The organism is Actinomadura sp. KC06 (assembly GCF_004348735.1).
Taxonomy (GTDB): Bacteria; Actinomycetota; Actinomycetes; order Streptosporangiales; family Streptosporangiaceae; genus Spirillospora.
Genome location: NZ_SMKT01000049.1, coordinates 1 through 16,369, shown reverse-complemented (window position 1 = coordinate 16,369; position 16,369 = coordinate 1). Strand labels below are relative to the sequence as shown.

General features: G+C 71.3%; 19 protein-coding genes. 7 read left to right on the top strand and 12 right to left on the bottom strand.

What is annotated here, in order from left to right:
• The first annotated feature begins 91 nt into the window (after positions 1 to 91).
• From E1287_RS17755 to E1287_RS17735, 5 genes are read left to right on the top strand one after another with little or no spacing between them, the layout of a single operon-like run.
• Positions 92 to 1,834, top strand: coding sequence for an ATP-binding protein (locus tag E1287_RS17755; RefSeq protein WP_131966064.1), 1,743 nt, complete (start codon positions 92 to 94; stop codon positions 1,832 to 1,834).
• Between the two features lie 30 nt (positions 1,835 to 1,864).
• A complete protein-coding gene (locus E1287_RS17750) occupies positions 1,865 to 2,302 on the top strand; it encodes a roadblock/LC7 domain-containing protein (protein WP_131966063.1) in 438 nt (145 codons plus the stop codon).
• Positions 2,299 to 2,664: a DUF742 domain-containing protein gene (locus E1287_RS17745; RefSeq protein WP_131966062.1), complete on the top strand. Its 366-nt coding sequence runs from the start codon at positions 2,299 to 2,301 to the stop codon at positions 2,662 to 2,664. Before E1287_RS17750 ends, E1287_RS17745 begins: the two co-directional genes overlap by 4 nt.
• A complete protein-coding gene (locus tag E1287_RS17740) occupies positions 2,645 to 3,262 on the top strand; it encodes an ATP/GTP-binding protein (RefSeq protein ID WP_131966061.1) in 618 nt (205 codons plus the stop codon). The genes E1287_RS17745 and E1287_RS17740 overlap by 20 nt, the downstream gene beginning before the upstream one ends.
• Positions 3,263 to 3,290: 28 nt before the next feature.
• Entirely contained in the window at positions 3,291 to 3,872 is a 582-nt protein-coding gene (locus E1287_RS17735) for a GAF domain-containing protein (RefSeq protein WP_243719143.1), read from the top strand.
• Between the two features lie 65 nt (positions 3,873 to 3,937).
• Here the strand turns inward: E1287_RS17735 and E1287_RS17730 are convergent, their stop codons facing one another.
• Together E1287_RS17730 and E1287_RS17725 are read right to left on the bottom strand one after the other, a co-directional pair.
• Complete coding sequence (locus E1287_RS17730) at positions 3,938 to 5,383, bottom strand: acyl-CoA dehydrogenase family protein (protein WP_131966059.1); 1,446 nt, start codon at positions 5,381 to 5,383, stop codon at positions 3,938 to 3,940.
• A 688-nt stretch (positions 5,384 to 6,071) separates the two neighbouring features.
• The gene (locus E1287_RS17725; protein WP_165969060.1) at positions 6,072 to 6,719 is read right to left on the bottom strand and encodes a DUF4360 domain-containing protein; all 648 of its coding nucleotides are present in this window, start codon (positions 6,717 to 6,719) and stop codon (positions 6,072 to 6,074) included.
• A gap of 417 nt (positions 6,720 to 7,136) precedes the next feature.
• Here E1287_RS17725 and E1287_RS17720 point away from each other — a divergent pair, with 417 nt between their 5' ends.
• Complete coding sequence (locus E1287_RS17720) at positions 7,137 to 7,622, top strand: hypothetical protein (RefSeq protein WP_131966058.1); 486 nt, start codon at positions 7,137 to 7,139, stop codon at positions 7,620 to 7,622.
• Here the strand turns inward: E1287_RS17720 and E1287_RS17715 are convergent.
• From E1287_RS17715 to E1287_RS17705, 3 genes are all read right to left on the bottom strand, one after another.
• Positions 7,619 to 9,037 carry a sulfatase-like hydrolase/transferase gene (locus tag E1287_RS17715; protein WP_131966057.1) on the bottom strand — a complete coding sequence of 473 codons (1,419 nt, stop codon included), beginning with the start codon at positions 9,035 to 9,037 and terminating at the stop codon, positions 7,619 to 7,621. The two genes, E1287_RS17720 and E1287_RS17715, sit on opposite strands and share 4 nt — an antisense overlap.
• A gap of 91 nt (positions 9,038 to 9,128) precedes the next feature.
• Positions 9,129 to 10,079 (bottom strand): HEAT repeat domain-containing protein, encoded by a 951-nt coding sequence (locus E1287_RS17710; protein ID WP_131966056.1) that lies wholly within the window; start codon positions 10,077 to 10,079, stop codon positions 9,129 to 9,131.
• Positions 10,080 to 10,123: 44 nt separating this feature from the next.
• The gene (locus E1287_RS17705) at positions 10,124 to 10,222 is read right to left on the bottom strand and encodes a putative leader peptide (RefSeq protein ID WP_131966055.1); all 99 of its coding nucleotides are present in this window, start codon (positions 10,220 to 10,222) and stop codon (positions 10,124 to 10,126) included.
• A 118-nt stretch (positions 10,223 to 10,340) separates the two neighbouring features.
• Here E1287_RS17705 and E1287_RS17700 point away from each other — a divergent pair, with 118 nt between their 5' ends.
• Positions 10,341 to 11,255 carry a sulfite exporter TauE/SafE family protein gene (locus E1287_RS17700; RefSeq protein WP_131966054.1) on the top strand — a complete coding sequence of 305 codons (915 nt, stop codon included), beginning with the start codon at positions 10,341 to 10,343 and terminating at the stop codon, positions 11,253 to 11,255.
• Positions 11,256 to 11,262: 7 nt separating this feature from the next.
• Here E1287_RS17700 and E1287_RS17695 read toward each other — a convergent pair whose 3' ends face one another.
• The 7 genes from E1287_RS17695 to E1287_RS17665 form a co-directional block, all read right to left on the bottom strand.
• On the bottom strand, positions 11,263 to 11,658 hold the full coding sequence (locus E1287_RS17695) for a rhodanese-like domain-containing protein (RefSeq protein ID WP_131966053.1): 396 nt from the start codon (positions 11,656 to 11,658) through the stop codon (positions 11,263 to 11,265).
• Entirely contained in the window at positions 11,652 to 12,107 is a 456-nt protein-coding gene (locus tag E1287_RS17690) for a cysteine dioxygenase family protein (protein WP_131966052.1), read from the bottom strand. Before E1287_RS17690 ends, E1287_RS17695 begins: the two co-directional genes overlap by 7 nt.
• Positions 12,108 to 12,278: 171 nt before the next feature.
• Positions 12,279 to 12,746, bottom strand: a complete 468-nt coding sequence (locus E1287_RS17685; RefSeq protein WP_131966051.1) for an Rrf2 family transcriptional regulator — start codon at positions 12,744 to 12,746, stop codon at positions 12,279 to 12,281.
• 27 nt (positions 12,747 to 12,773) lie between these two features.
• Positions 12,774 to 13,763, bottom strand: a complete 990-nt coding sequence (locus tag E1287_RS17680) for a TOBE-like domain-containing protein (protein WP_131966050.1) — start codon at positions 13,761 to 13,763, stop codon at positions 12,774 to 12,776.
• Complete coding sequence (locus E1287_RS17675) at positions 13,763 to 14,551, bottom strand: sulfate ABC transporter permease subunit (RefSeq protein WP_131966049.1); 789 nt, start codon at positions 14,549 to 14,551, stop codon at positions 13,763 to 13,765. Before E1287_RS17675 ends, E1287_RS17680 begins: the two co-directional genes overlap by 1 nt.
• Positions 14,544 to 15,428 (bottom strand): sulfate ABC transporter permease subunit CysT, encoded by an 885-nt coding sequence (gene cysT / locus E1287_RS17670; protein WP_131966048.1) that lies wholly within the window; start codon positions 15,426 to 15,428, stop codon positions 14,544 to 14,546. The genes E1287_RS17675 and cysT overlap by 8 nt, the downstream gene beginning before the upstream one ends.
• Positions 15,429 to 15,438: 10 nt before the next feature.
• A partial coding sequence (locus E1287_RS17665; protein ID WP_131966047.1) for a sulfate ABC transporter substrate-binding protein occupies positions 15,439 to 16,369 on the bottom strand: 931 nt, incomplete at its 5' end.

The following is a 16,369-nucleotide window of genomic DNA, read 5'->3' as shown; positions in this document are numbered from 1 at the left end:
CGAGCACCGCGGTGCCCGGCAAAACGGCAGGTCAATGACCCATGGCACGCGTCGGCAGGGAAGTATACGCACCTATCACCTGTCCATTTCCGTGCTTCCCGCGACCATTGTGGGCCTGCTCGGGGTCGCCGCCGTGATCGTCCTGTACAGCGGTCACACCGTGTCCGAGCAGACACGGCTGGTGCTGGCCGCGGCGGCGGTGGGGGCCGCGATCACCATCGGGGCCGCCGTCGTGGCGGCGGACGCCACCACCCGGCGGGTGCACCGGCAGCACGCGCAGTCGGCCGTCCGCGACCGCGACAACATCCTGTGGCGGCTCGGCGAGCTCGGGTCCCTGGTCGCCCACGGCCGACGCGACCTGCAGAAGCTCTCCGCCGCGCTCATCGCCGGTGAGAAGGCCGCGCCGCGCGGCGAGGACTACCCGGCGCCCGACACCGCCGATCCCGTCATCCTGCTCGCCTACGAGCTGCGGAAGGCGCAGAGCGAGGCGTGGAACGCCGTGGTCGCCGCAGCGGCCCGCGAGCCCGCCGGGAGCGCCGGGCAGCGCGTCGGCGTCTTCGTCAACCTCGCCCGCCGGATGCAGTCGCTGTCGCACCGCGCCATCCAGGGGCTGGACGAGCTGGAGAACCAGGTCGAGGACCCCGACCTCCTCAAGGGCCTGTTCAAGGTCGACCACCTCACCACCCGGACGCGCCGCCAGGCCGAGAGCCTCGCCGTGATCGGCGGCGCCGCGTCCCGCCGCCGCTGGACGAAGCCGGTGAGCGTCTACGAGGTGCTGCGCTCGTCCATCGCCGAGGTGGAGCACTACAACCGGGTCAAGGTCGTGCCGCCCATCGAGGGCAGCCTGCACGGCAGCGCCGTCGCGGACATCGTCCACCTGCTGGCCGAGCTCATCGAGAACGCCACCAAGTTCTCCCCGCCGAACACGCAGGTGCTGATCCGCGTCGAGATGGTCAGCGCAGGGCTGGCCATCGAGGTCGAGGACCGCGGCATCGGCATCCCGCGGGGGGACCAGCGCCGGCTGAACGAGCTGCTCGCCGACCAGGAGCGGGCCGACACCGAGGAGCTGCTCAAGGACGGGCGCATCGGGCTCCTCGTGGTGTCCGCGCTCGCCCGCCGCCACAAGGTCCGCGTCCAGCTCCAGGGCAACGTCTACGGCGGGACGCAGGCCGTCGTCGTCGTGCCCAAGGAGCTGGAGGGCAGCCAGGCCGAGGCCGAGGAGGCCGCCGAGGAGAAGCGCCGGGCGGAGGCGGCGCAGGCGCGGGCGGCCCGCCCGCCCGCCGCCACGACGACGGCGCGGGTGGCGGAACCCGCCGCCGGCTCCGTGCAGAGCGCAGGCTCCCTGCCAAGCGCCGGGACGGGGCCGCAGCTGGCGCTGAACGACCGGGACGTCCTCGGCGTCGGACCGGTCGCCGTGGAAGGTCAGGTCCGCCGCCCGCACCGTCCCGCGCACGCGCGGCCGTCCACGCCCACCGCGGATGCGTCGGACGTGCCGAACCCGCCGGACGTCTCGACCGGCCCGCTCCCGGTCGTCGACCAAGGTCTCGACACCTCCGCGCCGGCCTCCGGACCCGCCGCGTCCGGACCCGCCGCGTCCGTTCCGGACGCCGCCGAGCCCGCCGCTCCGGGGAACGGCGGGGCGCGGCCGCCGTTGCCGCAGCGGCAGGCGCAGACGCACCTTCCGCCCGAACTGGCGGACGCCCCGGTCTTCCAGCAGGACGACCCGGACGAGGAAGTCGAGCACAACCCCGGATTGATGGCGGCGTTCCAGAAGGGCATCCGCAGCGTCCAAGAGGACGACGGCGCCGCGGACGGCCAGGACAGCGCGAGTTGACGAATCAACACGAATGGTAAGGAGCGTCCATTGAGTGCTGTCTCCCCGAACCAGGCTCAAGATCTTGCTTGGCTGTTGCGGGGGCTGAGCGAGGAGGTTCCGGTCATACGCGGCAGCGTGCTGCTGTCCTCCGATGGCCTGCTGAAAGCCGCCCACGGCTTCGACCGCGCCAGCGCGGAGCAGTTGTCCGCGCTCGCGTCGGGATTCTTCTCGATCGCGCGGAGCACCGGAATGAAGTTCGACGACAGCAACGAGGTGCGGCAGGTGGTGGCGGAGCTCAAGTCCAGCCAGCTGTTCATCTCCTGGGCCGGATTCAATTCGGTGCTGGCGGTGCTGGCGAAAGCGGACGCCGACCCGTCCGTCGTCGGCTTCGAGATGGCGCGGCTGATCAAGGCCGTCCGGCCCTTCCTGCACACCGCCGCGCGGTCGGCGGCGACCGTGCCGGGCGACCGGAACCGAATGCCATGACGGCGGGCGACGAGGAGGTATGGGTCGACGACAACGCCGGCCCCCTGGTACGCCCGTACACGGTGACCGACGGCCGCACCCGTCCGACCGTCGAGCTGGACCTGCTGTCCCTTGTGGTGGCGGACGGCGTCCTCCCCCCGGCCCTGGACCCGGAGCACGCCGAGGCGTTGGAGCTGTGCCGCACGCCCACGTCCGTCGCCGAGGTCGCGGCGCATCTGCGGCTCCCCGTCGCGGTCACCAAGATCCTGCTCGCCGATCTGATGGACCACCGGGCGATGATCAGACAGGCGGCGCACACCGCGGCAGATCCCACCGACCGAGCCCTTTTGGAGAAACTGCTCGATGGCCTACAACGAGCCTGAGACGGCCTACGACGAGCCTGTGGTGCCTTCCACGCAGGTCAAGATCCTCATCGCGGGCGGGTTCGGCGTCGGGAAGACGACGTTCGTCGGCTCGGTGAGCGAGATCGAACCGCTGAGCACCGAAGAGCTCATCACCTCGGCCAGCGTCGGCATCGACGACCTGGGCGGCGTGGCGGAGAAGTCCACCACCACCGTGGCGCTGGACTTCGGCCGGATCACGTTCGACCAGCACGGGATCGTCCTCTACCTGTTCGGGACGCCCGGGCAGCGGCGCTTCTGGTTCCTGTGGAACGAGCTGTCCGCGGGCGCGCTGGGCGCCGTCGTGCTCGCCGACACGCGCCGCCTTGAGGACTGCTTCGAGGCGGTCGACTTCTTCGAGAACCGGGGAACCCATTTCCTCGTCGCCGTGAACGAGTTCGACGCCGCCTTCCGCTATGACCCCGACGAGGTGCGCTCCGCTCTCGGCCTCGACCCGCGCGTGCCGATCGTGCTGTGCGACGCGCGGGACCGCTCCTCCGCCATCACGGTGCTGCGCGCTCTGGTGCGGCACCTTCTCACCGCCGCCTCCGCCACGTCCGCCGCCTCCAACTCCGTCTGACGCAGAACAGCCACATATGGAGCATCCCGTGACTCACGACTCGCTGTACGAACCGCCCGGCCACCGCCTGACCCCCGTCGACCCCGAGGTGCCCCAGCGGATGGCGCGGCTGCGCGAGCTCGGCCTCGGGCAGGGGCCGGACGGCGAGCTCGACGCCCTCGCCCGCGACCTCGCCGAGACCGCCCGGCACCTCGTCGGCTCCGAGCACCCGCCGTTCGCGATGGTGAACTTCGTCACGGACCAGCAGTACCTCGGCGGCCTGTACGCCCCGGCGGTCCCGGGCGCGGACCCGGCGAGCGCCGTCGAGCTCGGCCGGGAGGTTCCGCTCGACCACGGGTACTGCCCGCACGTCGTCGTCCGGCGGAAGGCGCTCGTCCTGGACGACGTGTGCGACTACCCGCGGTTCGCCGGGAACCCGGTCGTCGACAAGCTCGGCATCCGCACCTACGCGGGCGCCCCGCTCATCGACCGGACGGGCACCGTCCTCGGGACGATCTGCATCATCGACCGGGAGCCGCGGCCGTGGGGCCACCCCGGGCTCAACCTGATCAAGGAGCGGGCGGCGGACCTCATGCAGATGATCCGCCGCCGCGAGGGGCTGCCGGGCTAGTCGCCGGAGCACAGCCGGGCTGGTCGCCGAGGCGCTGCCGGGCTGGTGGCCGAGGGGCCGCCGGGCTAGTTCAGCGTCGGGCCGCCGAGCACGCCCGCGGACAGCAGCTCGAACTCGGTGGCGACGCCGGCGATGTCGGCCTTGAGGAACTCGATCGCCGTCCGGGCCGCGCGGGGGTCGGCACCGGTCTCGGCAGCCCACCGCATGACCCGGCCGATCGCGAACGCGTAGGCGATCGCGCGGCCCGCCAGGACAAGGTGCTCCTGGCGCAGGTCCCGGTCGAGGAAGTTCAGATCCAGCCCGTGCGCGGTGACCGCGGACGCGGTGAGCGGCCACTCGGCCAGGAACCGGCTCAGCGCGCGGCCGTCGGTCCTGGCGAGGCAGTACTCCGTGAGCTGCTGGCTGAGCAGGTCGTTGGTGCCGTCGAAGATGGTGTAGACCCGGGCGTCGAGGAACGCCTGCGCGGAGATGTTCGTCGGCGACCCGCTGCGGTACCCCTCGCCGCCGACGAGCTGCTGGTAGTGGTGCGCCGAGCTCAGCATCCGCTCCGTGGCGACCGTCTTGATGGCCTGGACGGCCGGGAACGAGCCGATCATCTCGTCCTTCATGTTCAGCGCGGTCCGCAGGTGGTGGTTGAGGGCCGAGCAGACGGTGTAGGACGCGTCGATGGCCGCCAGCCGGTAGCGGACGAACCGGATCGCCGACTGCGGGCCCGGGCCGATCCGGCGGCGCTCGGCGTACGCGTGCGCCTCTCGGCTGATGCGGCGCAGGAATCCGCAGCCCATCGCCGCCATCATCGCCCGCGACGCCATGAGCATCTCCACCATCGGGCGCAGGGTCCGCCCGTCCGCCGCGATCCGCCGGTGCCGGGGGACGACCGCGTCGATCTCGTTGAGCCCGTAGTCGATGACCTTCAGGCCCAGCGGCTCGTAGGGCCGCAGCGTGCGGAACCCCTCGCTGCGCTTGACGATGAAGTAGCCGTACTCGCGCCGGTCGCGGGTCTCGTTCTTCGCGCTGACCAGCCACCAGTGGGCGCTGATGCTGAACGCCTGCCAGTGCTTGCGGCCGCGGATCCGGTACCCGCCCTCGACCTCCTCGAAGGTGGTCGTCATGGCGGACATGGCCGAGCCGCAGCCGGGCTCGGTCGAGGCGAACCCGGCGATCATGGGGTCGCCGCCGGCGTACGCGGGCAGGACCTCCCGTTTCGCCTCCTCATCGGCCCAGAGCACGATGGGCCGGAGGGCGACCGCGCTGATCACCGTGACGTACATGCCGAGTGGCAGGTTCCATTCGGACAGTTTCTCCACGACCTCGCACATCTCGGCGTGGTCGTCGCGCCCGCCGTACTCCTTGGGCAGGGTCGGCAGCAGCACGCCGGCCTTCGTGAGAAGCGTCCAGTCGTCGGCGGGGAGGTTCTGCTGAGGGTAGCTCGCGGAATCGAATCGAGGGGCGACCGTCTCGATACCGCCGATGAATTCGTTCGTCGACAGGGACAGGAGATCATTCGTCATGTGTCCGCTCTCACAGGTCGGCCTGGCACTGCGGGGGAAGTCGTCAGCATCCGGCGATCAAGAGCACGCCGATGTCGATTCACCAGTGCGGGATCGAGCCGTCAACCACCTCCGGAACCCTTCCCTCTGGGACGACTAGGCCATAGTTAATCGCCCGGTCACCGCGTGCAAGGAACATCTGGCTTACCGTTAGCCCAGGTGAAAACTGTTTCACCTCATTGACCTGCGCACTCCATGGTCCCTGAAAGTTTCTTGCACCGTGCCAAACCGGCCCGGCCTCCGGACGGCCGAGGGGATCCGAAACCGACTGAGGGGAACGGAAGGATCCCTGGTCAGCGCGCCCTTCCTCGATGTGGAAGCGGGTCGCTGCCGACGGCTCGCGCAATCGAACCCGGCCGCCGCCACTCGCGAATCCGCTGCCGACCTGCACACCGGCTTGATCTTAGACGGAATCCCGATCCCGCTCGACCCATTCGCACCAACAGACCGTTCCGGCTCGGAATGCACATGATGAACACATGGCTCTTCACCCCCCGTTGGATAACCTCGTCCGGGTGGCGGTCATGCGTCCCCGCGCGGTCCGCGACTTGGCGTCGCAACGGTGTGTGTTCAGCGTTGACAGGTATGCGGAAAAGCTTGTGATCAGGGCGTCTGGCACAAACCAATTTCTCGCGGGCCGGCGCGGGCGCTAGGTGCATTGCTTCCAGGCGAAGTGATACGTCGCCCTGTCGCCGTCGGCGGCGTTCATCGAGATGGAGCTGACCTCGGACGGGTCCGAGGTTCCCGTGTCGGCGCGCAACTCGGCGCCGACGCCGAGGTTCCGCTCCAGGCCGCAGCGCTTCCATACGAGCTGGTCCGGCGGTATCCGGTCGGTGGTCTGGAAGTCGCCGTTCTGGGGGCCGACCAGGTCGAGCGTGGTGATCCGGGCCGGCGGGCTCTGGAGGTGGTGGCTGGACTTCTGGACGGCCTTCGCGCCGGGCCGCAGGTCGGCGCTGATCCGGTAGTCCGTCTGCGAGATCGCGTAGGTGAAGCCTGGAGAGTTCACCTTCAGGGAGAGCTGGCAGAGCTTGCGCGCGTCGGCCGGCTGCGACGCGCCGCCCACCCGGGCCGTGAAGTCGCTGTAGCCGATGGTGAAGGTCTCGTTGTCGTCCGCGACGACGACCTCGGCGGTGCCGGGCGGGCAGCCGGAGCCGCTGATGTTCGCGATCTCGATCGTGACGCCGTCGGGGCCGGGGACCGGTCGCCCCGCGGACGCGGCGGCCGGGGCGGCGGGCATCGCCACCAGGACGGCGAGCGCCGCGGCGGCCGAGACGGAAATTGCGATGCCCTCGCGCATGCGAATTCCTCTTAATGGGATTGGGAGCGGCCAAAGAGGCGGGCGCCCGGGATTCGATCCTTTCCGGCCCGCTCAATGGACGAAGATCACCATCTGACCGGATGGTAACCGCGCGTCCGGGCACTGTCAATCGAAGATCACCACAAGCCAATGGGCATTTTGAAAAGGACCGTTCCACATCGGCTCGGAAATTTGAAATGCCTGGTCAGAGCAGGTGCACGGCACCGCGCACGCCGAGGGCCGCCCGAATTCATTCCGCCCTGCCCCTGCGGCCTCGAAAGTTGTTCAGGTTGAGGTGTTTCCGCAGGGTGGGGGCGGTTTTGAAATGGTTGTCGGCAAGAAGGCCACACGTAGACCGGCGGCGGTTTATCGTGAGGCCCGTCCAGGCTCTTTGACGTCGACCACAGGGGGAGCACGATGGAGTTCGAACTGCGTCCCGAGCAGGGGGTTCCTCCCGTGCTGCTGGGAGCGACCCTGGCGGAGGCCCGATCGGCGCTCCAGGGGCTGGGGTTCCTCGATGTGGAGGACTTCCAGCGCGCCCCCGACGAACCCGGCGCCCTCCTCTTCAACGGCCCCGCCGGGCGCGTCTCCGGGTTCGTCTACGCCGACGAGGACGGACGGGTCGTGGCGATCGAGATCGCCAACCCCAATCCGCGCAACGCGCCCGGAGAGGGGCAGGACACCGTCGTCTACTCCGGGCTCGACGTCTTCGGCACCCCGGCCCAGGACGTCATCGAGGCGCTCACCGCCGCGACCGAGGTGGACGTGGACGGCGATTCCGTGATCGCGCCCGATCTGTTCATGGAGTTCTCGCGGGGCGGGGAACACCATGACCGGGTCGACGGCGACGGCAGAGCCACCTTCTTCAGCAGCGTGCTCCTGGCGGGCGAGGATTACTACTAGGGATAGGGCAGCAGACCGCTGTCGATCTTCTCCCAGGCGGCGCGCAGTTCGGCGAGGACGGACGGGTGCCGCCGGGCCAGGTCGGCCTGTTCGCGGGGGTCGGCGGCCAGGTTGTGGAGCGTCTCGCCGGCGGCGGTGCGCAGGTACTTCCAGTCGCCGCGGCGCAGCGCCCGCTCCTCCTTCGTCCGCCAGAACAGGTCGCGCCGCGGCGGCGCGGCCCCCTGCCGCAGGTACGGGACGAGGCTGTGCCCGTCGAGCGGATGCCCGGCGCCCGGACGCACGCCGGCGGCGTCCAGCAGGGTCGCGGTCCAGTCGTGGGTGATGACGGGCACGTGGCTGACCTGCCCGGGACGGATCGCGGCGGGCCAGCGCAGGATGTTCGGGACCCGGATGCCGCCCTCGTTCAGCCCGCCCTTCCCGCCGGACAGCGGCCACTGGTAGGAGAAGCGCTCGCCGCCGTTGTCGCTGCTGAACAGAACGATCGTGTCCCGGTCCTGGCCGGTGGCGCGGAGGGCGCGCAGGACGCGTCCGACGGCGCCGTCCAGGCTCTCGACCATCTTGCGGTAGGTGTCCAGGGAGCCGCCGTCGTCGTGCCACAGCGCCCGCGAGTCGCCCGCCTTGACCCGTGCGGTGAGCTGCGCGCTCACCTCCCGGTCGCCGGGCGCCTCCCACGGCCAGTGCGCGGCGGTGAAGTTGAGGTTCAGCAGCCACGGCCCATCGTGGTCGCGGCGGATGAAGTCGGCGGCGCGGTCGGCGAGGGTGTCGGTGTAGTAGTCGAGCGATTCGGCGGGCACCTCCCCCTCGTACAGGTCCACGCCCGTCCCGGAGACCTTGGAGTAGTAGTCGACCGCTCCGGAGAGGTTGCCGAAGAACACGTCCCAGCCGGACTTGACCGGGCTGTACCAGGGCAGGAATCCGCAGTGCCATTTGCCGAACATGGCGGTGGCGTATCCGGCGCCCTTCAGCAGCGACGCCAGGGTGGGGTGCCCGGGCGGGATCCCGGTGAGCTTGTCCGGACGGGCGATGGGTTCTTCCAGGCCGCCGCGGAGCCGTCCCGGATAGCGGCCGGTGTAGAGCGCGAACCGGGTGGGCGAGCAGACGGCCGCCGCCGAGTAGCCCTGGGTGAAGCGCACGCCCTCGCGGGCCAGCCGGTCGAGGTGGGGCGTCCTGATGTGGGGCGAGCCGTAGCTGCTCAGATCGGCCCAGCCCAGGTCGTCGCCGATGACGACCAGGATGTTGGGCCGGGCGGGCCGTCCGCGGCCGGGGTCGGCCCGGAACTCCCGTTCGGCCGCCTGAGCCGAGGCGGTGCCGCCTGGAAGCGCCGCGCCCGCCACCACTCCGGCCGCCACGGCCCCGGCCGCGGCCAGTTCCCTCCTGCTGAGACCCGCCCCGCCGGCGTCACGCCGTTCTCCCATTCCCTGCACCCTTCTTAATCGATTAATTAGACTGGAAAAGTATGAAAACGGCGTGACGAGCTGGGCCGTCGCCGTTCGGCGCCGTCAGGCGTCAGGCGAGTGCCCAGCGGATCTGCGTGCGGACGCCCGGATCCGGATCGGCCAGGGCCTCGGTGAGCGCGGCGAGGACCTCCGGGCGGTCCGCAGCCCACTGCTCCAGCGACCGGACCGCGGCCCGCCGGACGTCCACGGTCCGGTCGCGCAGGGCCCTGATGAGCGGCGGGACGGCGCCGTCCGGGTCGCCCTGCGCCAGCGCGACGGCGGCCGTCCGGCGCACCTGCCGGCTCGTGTCGTCGAGGAGGGCGGCCACGACCCGGAGCTCCAGGTCTTCGGGGACGCCCAGCTCGGCGGCGGCGTCCAGCGCGGCCATGCGGACGACCGGGTCGTGATCGGTGAGCAGGTACGCCAGGGCGGGCAGCCCCTCGGGCCGCGCGAGCCGCGCCAGCCCCTCGGCCACGGCCACCCGGACCTCGCGGGCCGGGTCGTCGGCGGCCTCGGCCACCCGGCCGACCGCGTGCAGCGCGACGAGACCGGACACGGCCTGGACGCGGACATGGGCCTCCCCGCCGTCCAGGCCGTGGGCATACAGGTCGGCCGCCGCCTCGGTCAGGCCGGTGAGCAGCTCGGCGGCGACCTCGCGGACGAACGGGTCCCGCCCGCGCGCGGCGGCCAGCATCAGCGCCTTGACGCCGTCGCCCGCGAGGTAGATCTCGGGCAGGTCGCGCAGGGCGCCGGCGGCGCTGCGCCGGACGTCCTCGTGCTCGTCGGCCAGCGCCCACGCAAGCGCGTCGCCGGTGCCGTACGGGGCGCGGCCGGCGCGGGCGCTCTCGATCAGGGCGCCGAGGGCGGCGTCGCGCACCTCGGGCTCGGGGTCGCGCAGGCACACCTCGACGTCTTCGAAGCGGAGAGCGTCGAGATGGCGCAGGTCATCGAGAGGGCGGAAGTCGACGGCGCGCTCGCGCGGGCCGTGTCCGGACGGACCGGTGCTGTTGATGATCGACATGATGAGTCCTCGGGTCAGCCGTCAGAGCCGGTAGGGGATGCGGGTCAGCGGCCGGAACACAGCGCGCCGGCCTGCCGCCGCAGATCGACGTGCAGCCGCGCGACGAGGACCTCACCTGGATTCACGCGCCCATCGTCGGGCATATTTCCACCTAAGTCAACCAGTTAGATAGGAAATTAGATGTTTGACGCGAGGCCGGACGAGTCTGCTATACAGGTAATCCATACTTGTTTAGTATGTGAAGTCCATATAGGAGGGTAGATGCGGTCCCTGCTCGTGCTCGCGCTGGTCGGCCTCGGCGCCCAGCTCGTCGACGGCAGCCTGGGCATGGCCTACGGCGTCACCTCCACCACCCTGCTGCTGGCCGCGGGCACCAACCCGGCCGCCGCGTCCGCCACCGTCCACCTCGCCGAGATCGGCACCACGCTGGTGTCCGGCACCGCCCACTGGCGCTTCGGCAACGTGGACTGGCGCGTCGTCGCCCGCATCGGCCTGCCCGGCGCGGTCGGGGCCTTCGCGGGCGCCACCTTCCTGTCCTGGATCTCGACGGAGGTGGCCGGGCCGCTGATGGCGATCATCCTGCTCGGGCTCGGCGCCTACGTCCTGGCCCGCTTCACCTTCGCCGGGCTGCCGTCCGGGAACCTGGACAAGCCGCTGCGCAGGCGCTTCCTCTCGCCGCTGGGCCTGGTCGCCGGGTTCGTCGACTCCACCGGGGGCGGCGGCTGGGGCCCGGTCGGCACCCCCGCCATCCTGGCCAGCGGGCGGATGGAGCCGCGCAAGGTCATCGGCTCCATCGACACCAGCGAGTTCCTGGTCGCCGTCGCCGCCAGCGTGGGCTTCCTGACCGGCCTCGGCACGGCGGGGGTCGACCTGGCCTGGGCCGGCGCCCTGCTGGCGGGCGGGGTCGTCGCCGCGCCGATCGCGGCGTGGCTCGTCCGGCACCTGCCGCCCCGCGTCCTCGGCTCGGCCGTCGGCGGGCTGATCATCCTGACGAACGCGCGCACGCTGCTCACCAGCGACTGGGTCGAGGCGCCCGGCGCCGTCCGCTATCCGCTGTACGCCGCCGTCTACGTCCTGTGGGCCGCCGCACTCGCCCATTCGATCCGGGAGCACCGCCGTCAGGCCGCGACGGCCGCGAAGACCGCCACCGAGATCGAAGAGGCCGCGACGGCCTGACGGCGCCTCAGGCGGTGGTGACGGGCAGGCCCGCGGCTCGCCAGGCGTGGAAGCCGCCGGCCACGTCGGTCGCGTGCGATAGGCCCAGGTCCTGCAGCGCGGCGGCGGCCAGGCTGGACGTGTAGCCCTCCGAGCACAGGACGATCACGCGCACGTCGTGTCCGGTGGCCTGCGGGATGCGGGCGTCGGAGGCCGGGTCAAGCCGCCATTCCAGGACGTTGCGCTCGATCACGAGCGCGCCCGGCACCTCGCCCTCGTCCGCGCGCTGGGCGGCCGGACGGATGTCGACCAGCAGAGCGCCTTCCCGCCAGCGGCCGTACGCCGCCTCGGGAGACAGCCGCTGGAGCCGGGCACGGGCATCGGCCAGGACGTCGTCGATCGTGCGAACCGTTGGCGTCACCATTGCGCGGCCTCCTCCGTGGCGAGCCGCACCAGCCGGTCGCCGACGATGTCGTAGCGGTTCATGGTCGACAGCGGCGGGGAGTAGACGTGGACGCTCACGGCGGGCGCGGCCGAGACATTGCGCACCTCGTGGATGTAGTCGGAGCCGAACGCGCGGGCCCGTCCGGGCGCGACCTCCCGCACGCCGCTCAGGTCCCGTTCCTCCAGGCTGCCGAGCGCGACGGCGAACGCGCCCCGCGATCCCCCGTGGTCGTGCAGGCCGGTGGTCTGCCCGGGCAGCCAGCTGATCAGCCAGATCTCCTGCCCGGCGTCCCGGTGCAGGCGCTCGTACCAGCGCCCGCTCGGGTCGAGCCGGACCCGCGGCAGCCACTCGTCGCACCGCCCGGCCAGGTCGGCGACGGTGACGGCCAGGCCGGATCCCCGCGATGCGGTCGTCGTGCTGATGGTCATGCGATTCGTTCCCCTGGGTTTCTGGACCTTCGATGGGTCTCTGGACGTTCGGTCTGCCGGCGGTCAGGCGCGGCGACACAGCCCGGCGGCCAGCCGTCCGAGATCGACGTGCCGCCGGGACCAGAGCGAGGCCCGGGAACTCATGGGACCAGCATCCCAGGTATTTCCTACTTAATCAATCTGGATAGTCGTTTGAGGGGCCGGGTCGGCCAGGGCCCGGACGTGGGCGGGCAGGCGGCCCTGGGTGAGGTCGTCCAGGGTGGTCTCGTCCAGGACGCGCCGCAGCGCGGTGTCCGCGGCGCGCCAGAGCTGCTCCAGGTGCGCCGCGGCAACCGACGCCGGGCGCTGGTCGGGCGGGCGCGGGCCGTCGTCCGCGGACACGAAGGTGGTGTCCATGGCCCGCACCACCTCCCCGACCGTGATCTGCGACGCGGGCCTCGCCAGCCGGTACCCGCCGTCGTGCCCCCGCTGGCTGACCACGAGCCGCGACCGCCGCAGCTCCCCGAGGATGGTCTGCAGGAAGGTGAACGGCATCTGCTCGGCCTCGGCCAGCGCGGGGGCGCTGATCGGCTCCGGCCCCGCGGCCGCCATGGCCAGCAGGGCGCGCATCGCGTAATTGGTGCGGGCGGTGACGTACAACGCGCTGCTCCCCGGTCCCAGGTCGCATCAGCTCGCTGGAACCGTGGCGGCCCGGACGGACGGCCGTACGTGCACCTCGGCCCCGGCCTCCGCCGACAGCCGCCGGGCCGACTCCCTCGTCATCTGCGCCCACGCGGGATGCTCCTGGCCGGACTCTCCCGCCCCGCCCGGCTCGCGCACCCGGAACTCCACCCGGGTCTCGAACCCGAGCCGCACCACCCGCGTGATCACCGCCGGTCTCGTCCCCGGCCCCGGCTCGGCGGAGAGCTCGACGTCGTGCGGCCGCAGCAGCCGCCCGCCGATCTCGGTGACGGGCCCGAGGAACCGCATCACGAACGGGCTCGCCGGGTTGTCGTAGATGTCGCCGGGCGCCCCGGCCTGCTGGACGACGCCGTCCGCCAGCACCACGATCGTGTCGGCGACCTCGATCGCCTCCTCCTGGTCGTGGGTGACGAAGACGGTCGTGACGTGCACCTCGTCGTGCAGGCGGCGCAGCCACGTCCGCAGCTCCTTGCGGACCTGGGCGTCGAGGGCGCCGAACGGCTCGTCCAGCAGCAGCACCTCCGGGTTCACGGCCAGCGCCCTGGCGAGGGCCATGCGCTGGCGCTGCCCGCCCGACAGCTGGGCCGGGTACCGGGCCGCGAACTGGTCGAGATGGACGAGCTCCAGCAGCTCCCCCACCCGCTTCCTGATCTCCTCCTTCGGGCGCTTGCGGATCTTCAGCCCGAACGCGACGTTCTCGAAGACCGTCAGGTGCTTGAACGCCGCGTAGTGCTGGAACACGAACCCGACGCCGCGCCGCTGCGGCGGCAGCCGGGTCGCGTCCCTGCCGGAGATGAGCACCCGGCCCGAGTCGGGCCGCTCCAGCCCCGCGATCACGCGCAGCAGGGTCGACTTGCCGCCGCCGCTCGGGCCGAGCAGCGCGGTCAGCGAGCCGGACGCCACGTCCACCGACACGTCCCGCAGGACGGCCGCCTCGCCGAACGACTTGTTCACATCTCGGATCTCGATCGCCATCAGGTGCCGTCCTTCGGTCGCAGGAGCTTGGTCGCCAGGAGGCTGGCGACCGCGATGACCGCCAGCGCGAGCGCGGCGGCGTAGGACGCCTGCACGTCGAAGTTCTCGAAGCGCTCCTCGACGAACAGCGTCAGGGTCTGGGTCTCGTCGACCGTCCGGCCGGAGACGACGGCGACCGCTCCGTACTCCCCCAGCGCGCGGGCCAGCGAGAGGACGATGCCGTAGCCGAGCGCCGCCCGGATGCTGGGGAGGGTGATGCGGCGGAACGTCTGCCATCCGCCCGCCCCCAGCGTCTGCGCGGCCTGTTCCTGCTCGTCGCCCATCTCCTCCAGGACCGGGACGATCGCGCGCACCACGAGCGGCAGGCAGACGAACACCGTCGCCAGCACCATCCCCGGCGTGGAGAAGATGATCTGGATGCCGCGCCCCTCCAGCCAGCCGCCCACCGGGCTGAACGCGCCGTACACCAGGATCAGCGCCAGCCCGACGACGACCGGCGACACCGCGAGCGGTAGGTCGATCAGTGCGCTGAGCAGGCGCTTCCCCGGGAAGCTGTGCCGGACGAGCAGCAGCGCCGCCAGTACCCCGAACAGCGTGTTCAGCACGACGGCCCAGCCCGCCACGATGAGCGTCACCTGGAAGGCGTGCAGCGCCGAATGCGAGGTGAGCGCGTCGATGAACGGGCCTGGGCCGTCCCCGAACGTCCGCCAGCCGATCAGCCCGACCGGCAGGATCAGCAGGAACAGCAGGTAGGCCAGGACGATCACGCGCAGCCCGTGCTTAGCCACGGCGGGCCCCCCAACGGCGCATCAGGTCGATCGACAGCAGGACCAGCAGCGACAGCACGAGCAGGGCCGTCGACGTCGCCGCCGCCGCGGCCGTGTTGTCGCTCTCGATCTGCCCGAAGATGTGCACGGCCGCCACCTGCGTCTTGAACGGGACGTTCCCGGAGATCAGCACCGTCGAGCCGAACTCCGCGACGGCGCGGGTGAAGGCCAGGGCCGTGCCCGCCAGCATCGCCGGGACCAGGTTCGGCAGGATGATCCGCCGGAAGATCGTCCAGTTGCCGGCGCCGAGCGACGCCGCGGCCTGCTCCATCTCCTTGTCCAGCTCCAGCAGGACCGGCTGGACGGTCCGGACCACGAACGGCAGCGTCACGAACAGCAGCGCCACGACGACGCCCGTCCGGGTGTAGGCCAGCGAGACGCCGAGCGGGCTGTCGGTCCCGTACAGCGTCAGCAGGACGAGGCCCGCCACGATGGTGGGCAGCGCGAACGGAAGGTCGATCAGCAGGTCCAGCAGGCCCTTCCCGGGAAACGAGTCGCGCACGAGCACCCAGGCGATCAGCGTGCCCATGACCAGGTTCACCAGCGCCACCACCAGGGAGGCGATGACGGTCAGCTTCAGCGCCGCCCAGGCGTCGGGGGTGGTGATCGCGTCCCAGAAGCCGCCGGGCCCCTGCGAGGCGCCCTTCCAGATCACCGCGGCCAGCGGGATCAGGACCACCGCGCTCAGGAAGATGGTCGCGGTGCCGACGCCGAGCGCGGTACCGCCCACCCCGCTCAGGCCGGCCGACCGGCCCCCGCCTCCCGGTGGGGAGCCGGGGCCGGCCGTCTCGGCTTTCTCGTCCACCACGGCCCTGGGGCTCTTCGTCGTCTCGCTCATCGGAGGAGCCCTAGCCCTCCACCGAGACGCCGATGCCCTTTTCGACGTCGGCCATGATGCTGCCCTTGGGGTCGAAGAACTCGTCCGAGACGGTCTTCCATCCGCCCAGGTCGTCGATGGTGAACAGCCCGGCCGGACGGGGGAACTTCTCGGCGCCGGGGACGCCGTCCACCACGGGCCGGTAGCCGTTCTTGACGAAGATCTCCTGCGCCTTCTTGCCGTACAGGAACTTCAGGAAGGCGCGGGCCTCGGCGGGGTGGGCGCTCTTCTTCGTCACCGCGACCGGGTTCTCGATCAGGATCGTCGAGTCGGGCACGGTGTAGTCGAGCGGCTGATTGCTCTGCTTGGCGAAGATGGCCTCGTTCTCGTACGCCAGCAGCACGTCGCCCTTGCCGCCCGCGAACGTCTGCAGCGACTTGCGGGCGCTGGAGTCCTGGACGGGGACGTTCTTGAACAGCGCGTGCAGGTAGGCCGTCCCGGCCGCCTTGTCGGTGCCCTTGTTCGCCTTGGCGCCGTAGCCCGCGAGCACGTTCCAGCGCGCCCCGCCGGACGTGAACGGGTTGGGCGTGATGACCTCGACGCCCGGCTTGACGAGGTCGTCCCAGGACTTGACGTTCTTCGGGTTGCCCTTGCGGGTCGCCAGGACGACGACCGAGTCGGTGACCATCCCCTTCTCCGGCCCGGTGTTCCAGTCGCTGGCGACGAGGCCGCCGTCCACCAGCCGCGTCATGTCCGGCTCCAGGGACAGCGCGACGACGTCGGCCTTCAGACCGGACGCCACCGCCCGGCTCTGCTCGCCGGACGAGCCGTAGGACTTGGTGAACGTGACGCCCTTGCCCTCGGGCGTCTTCTGGTACTCCTTGATGATCGCCTCGTACGCCGCCTGCGGCGTGGAGTAGGCCACCAGCGACAGCCGGACCTTCCCGCCCCCGGCCCCTGCC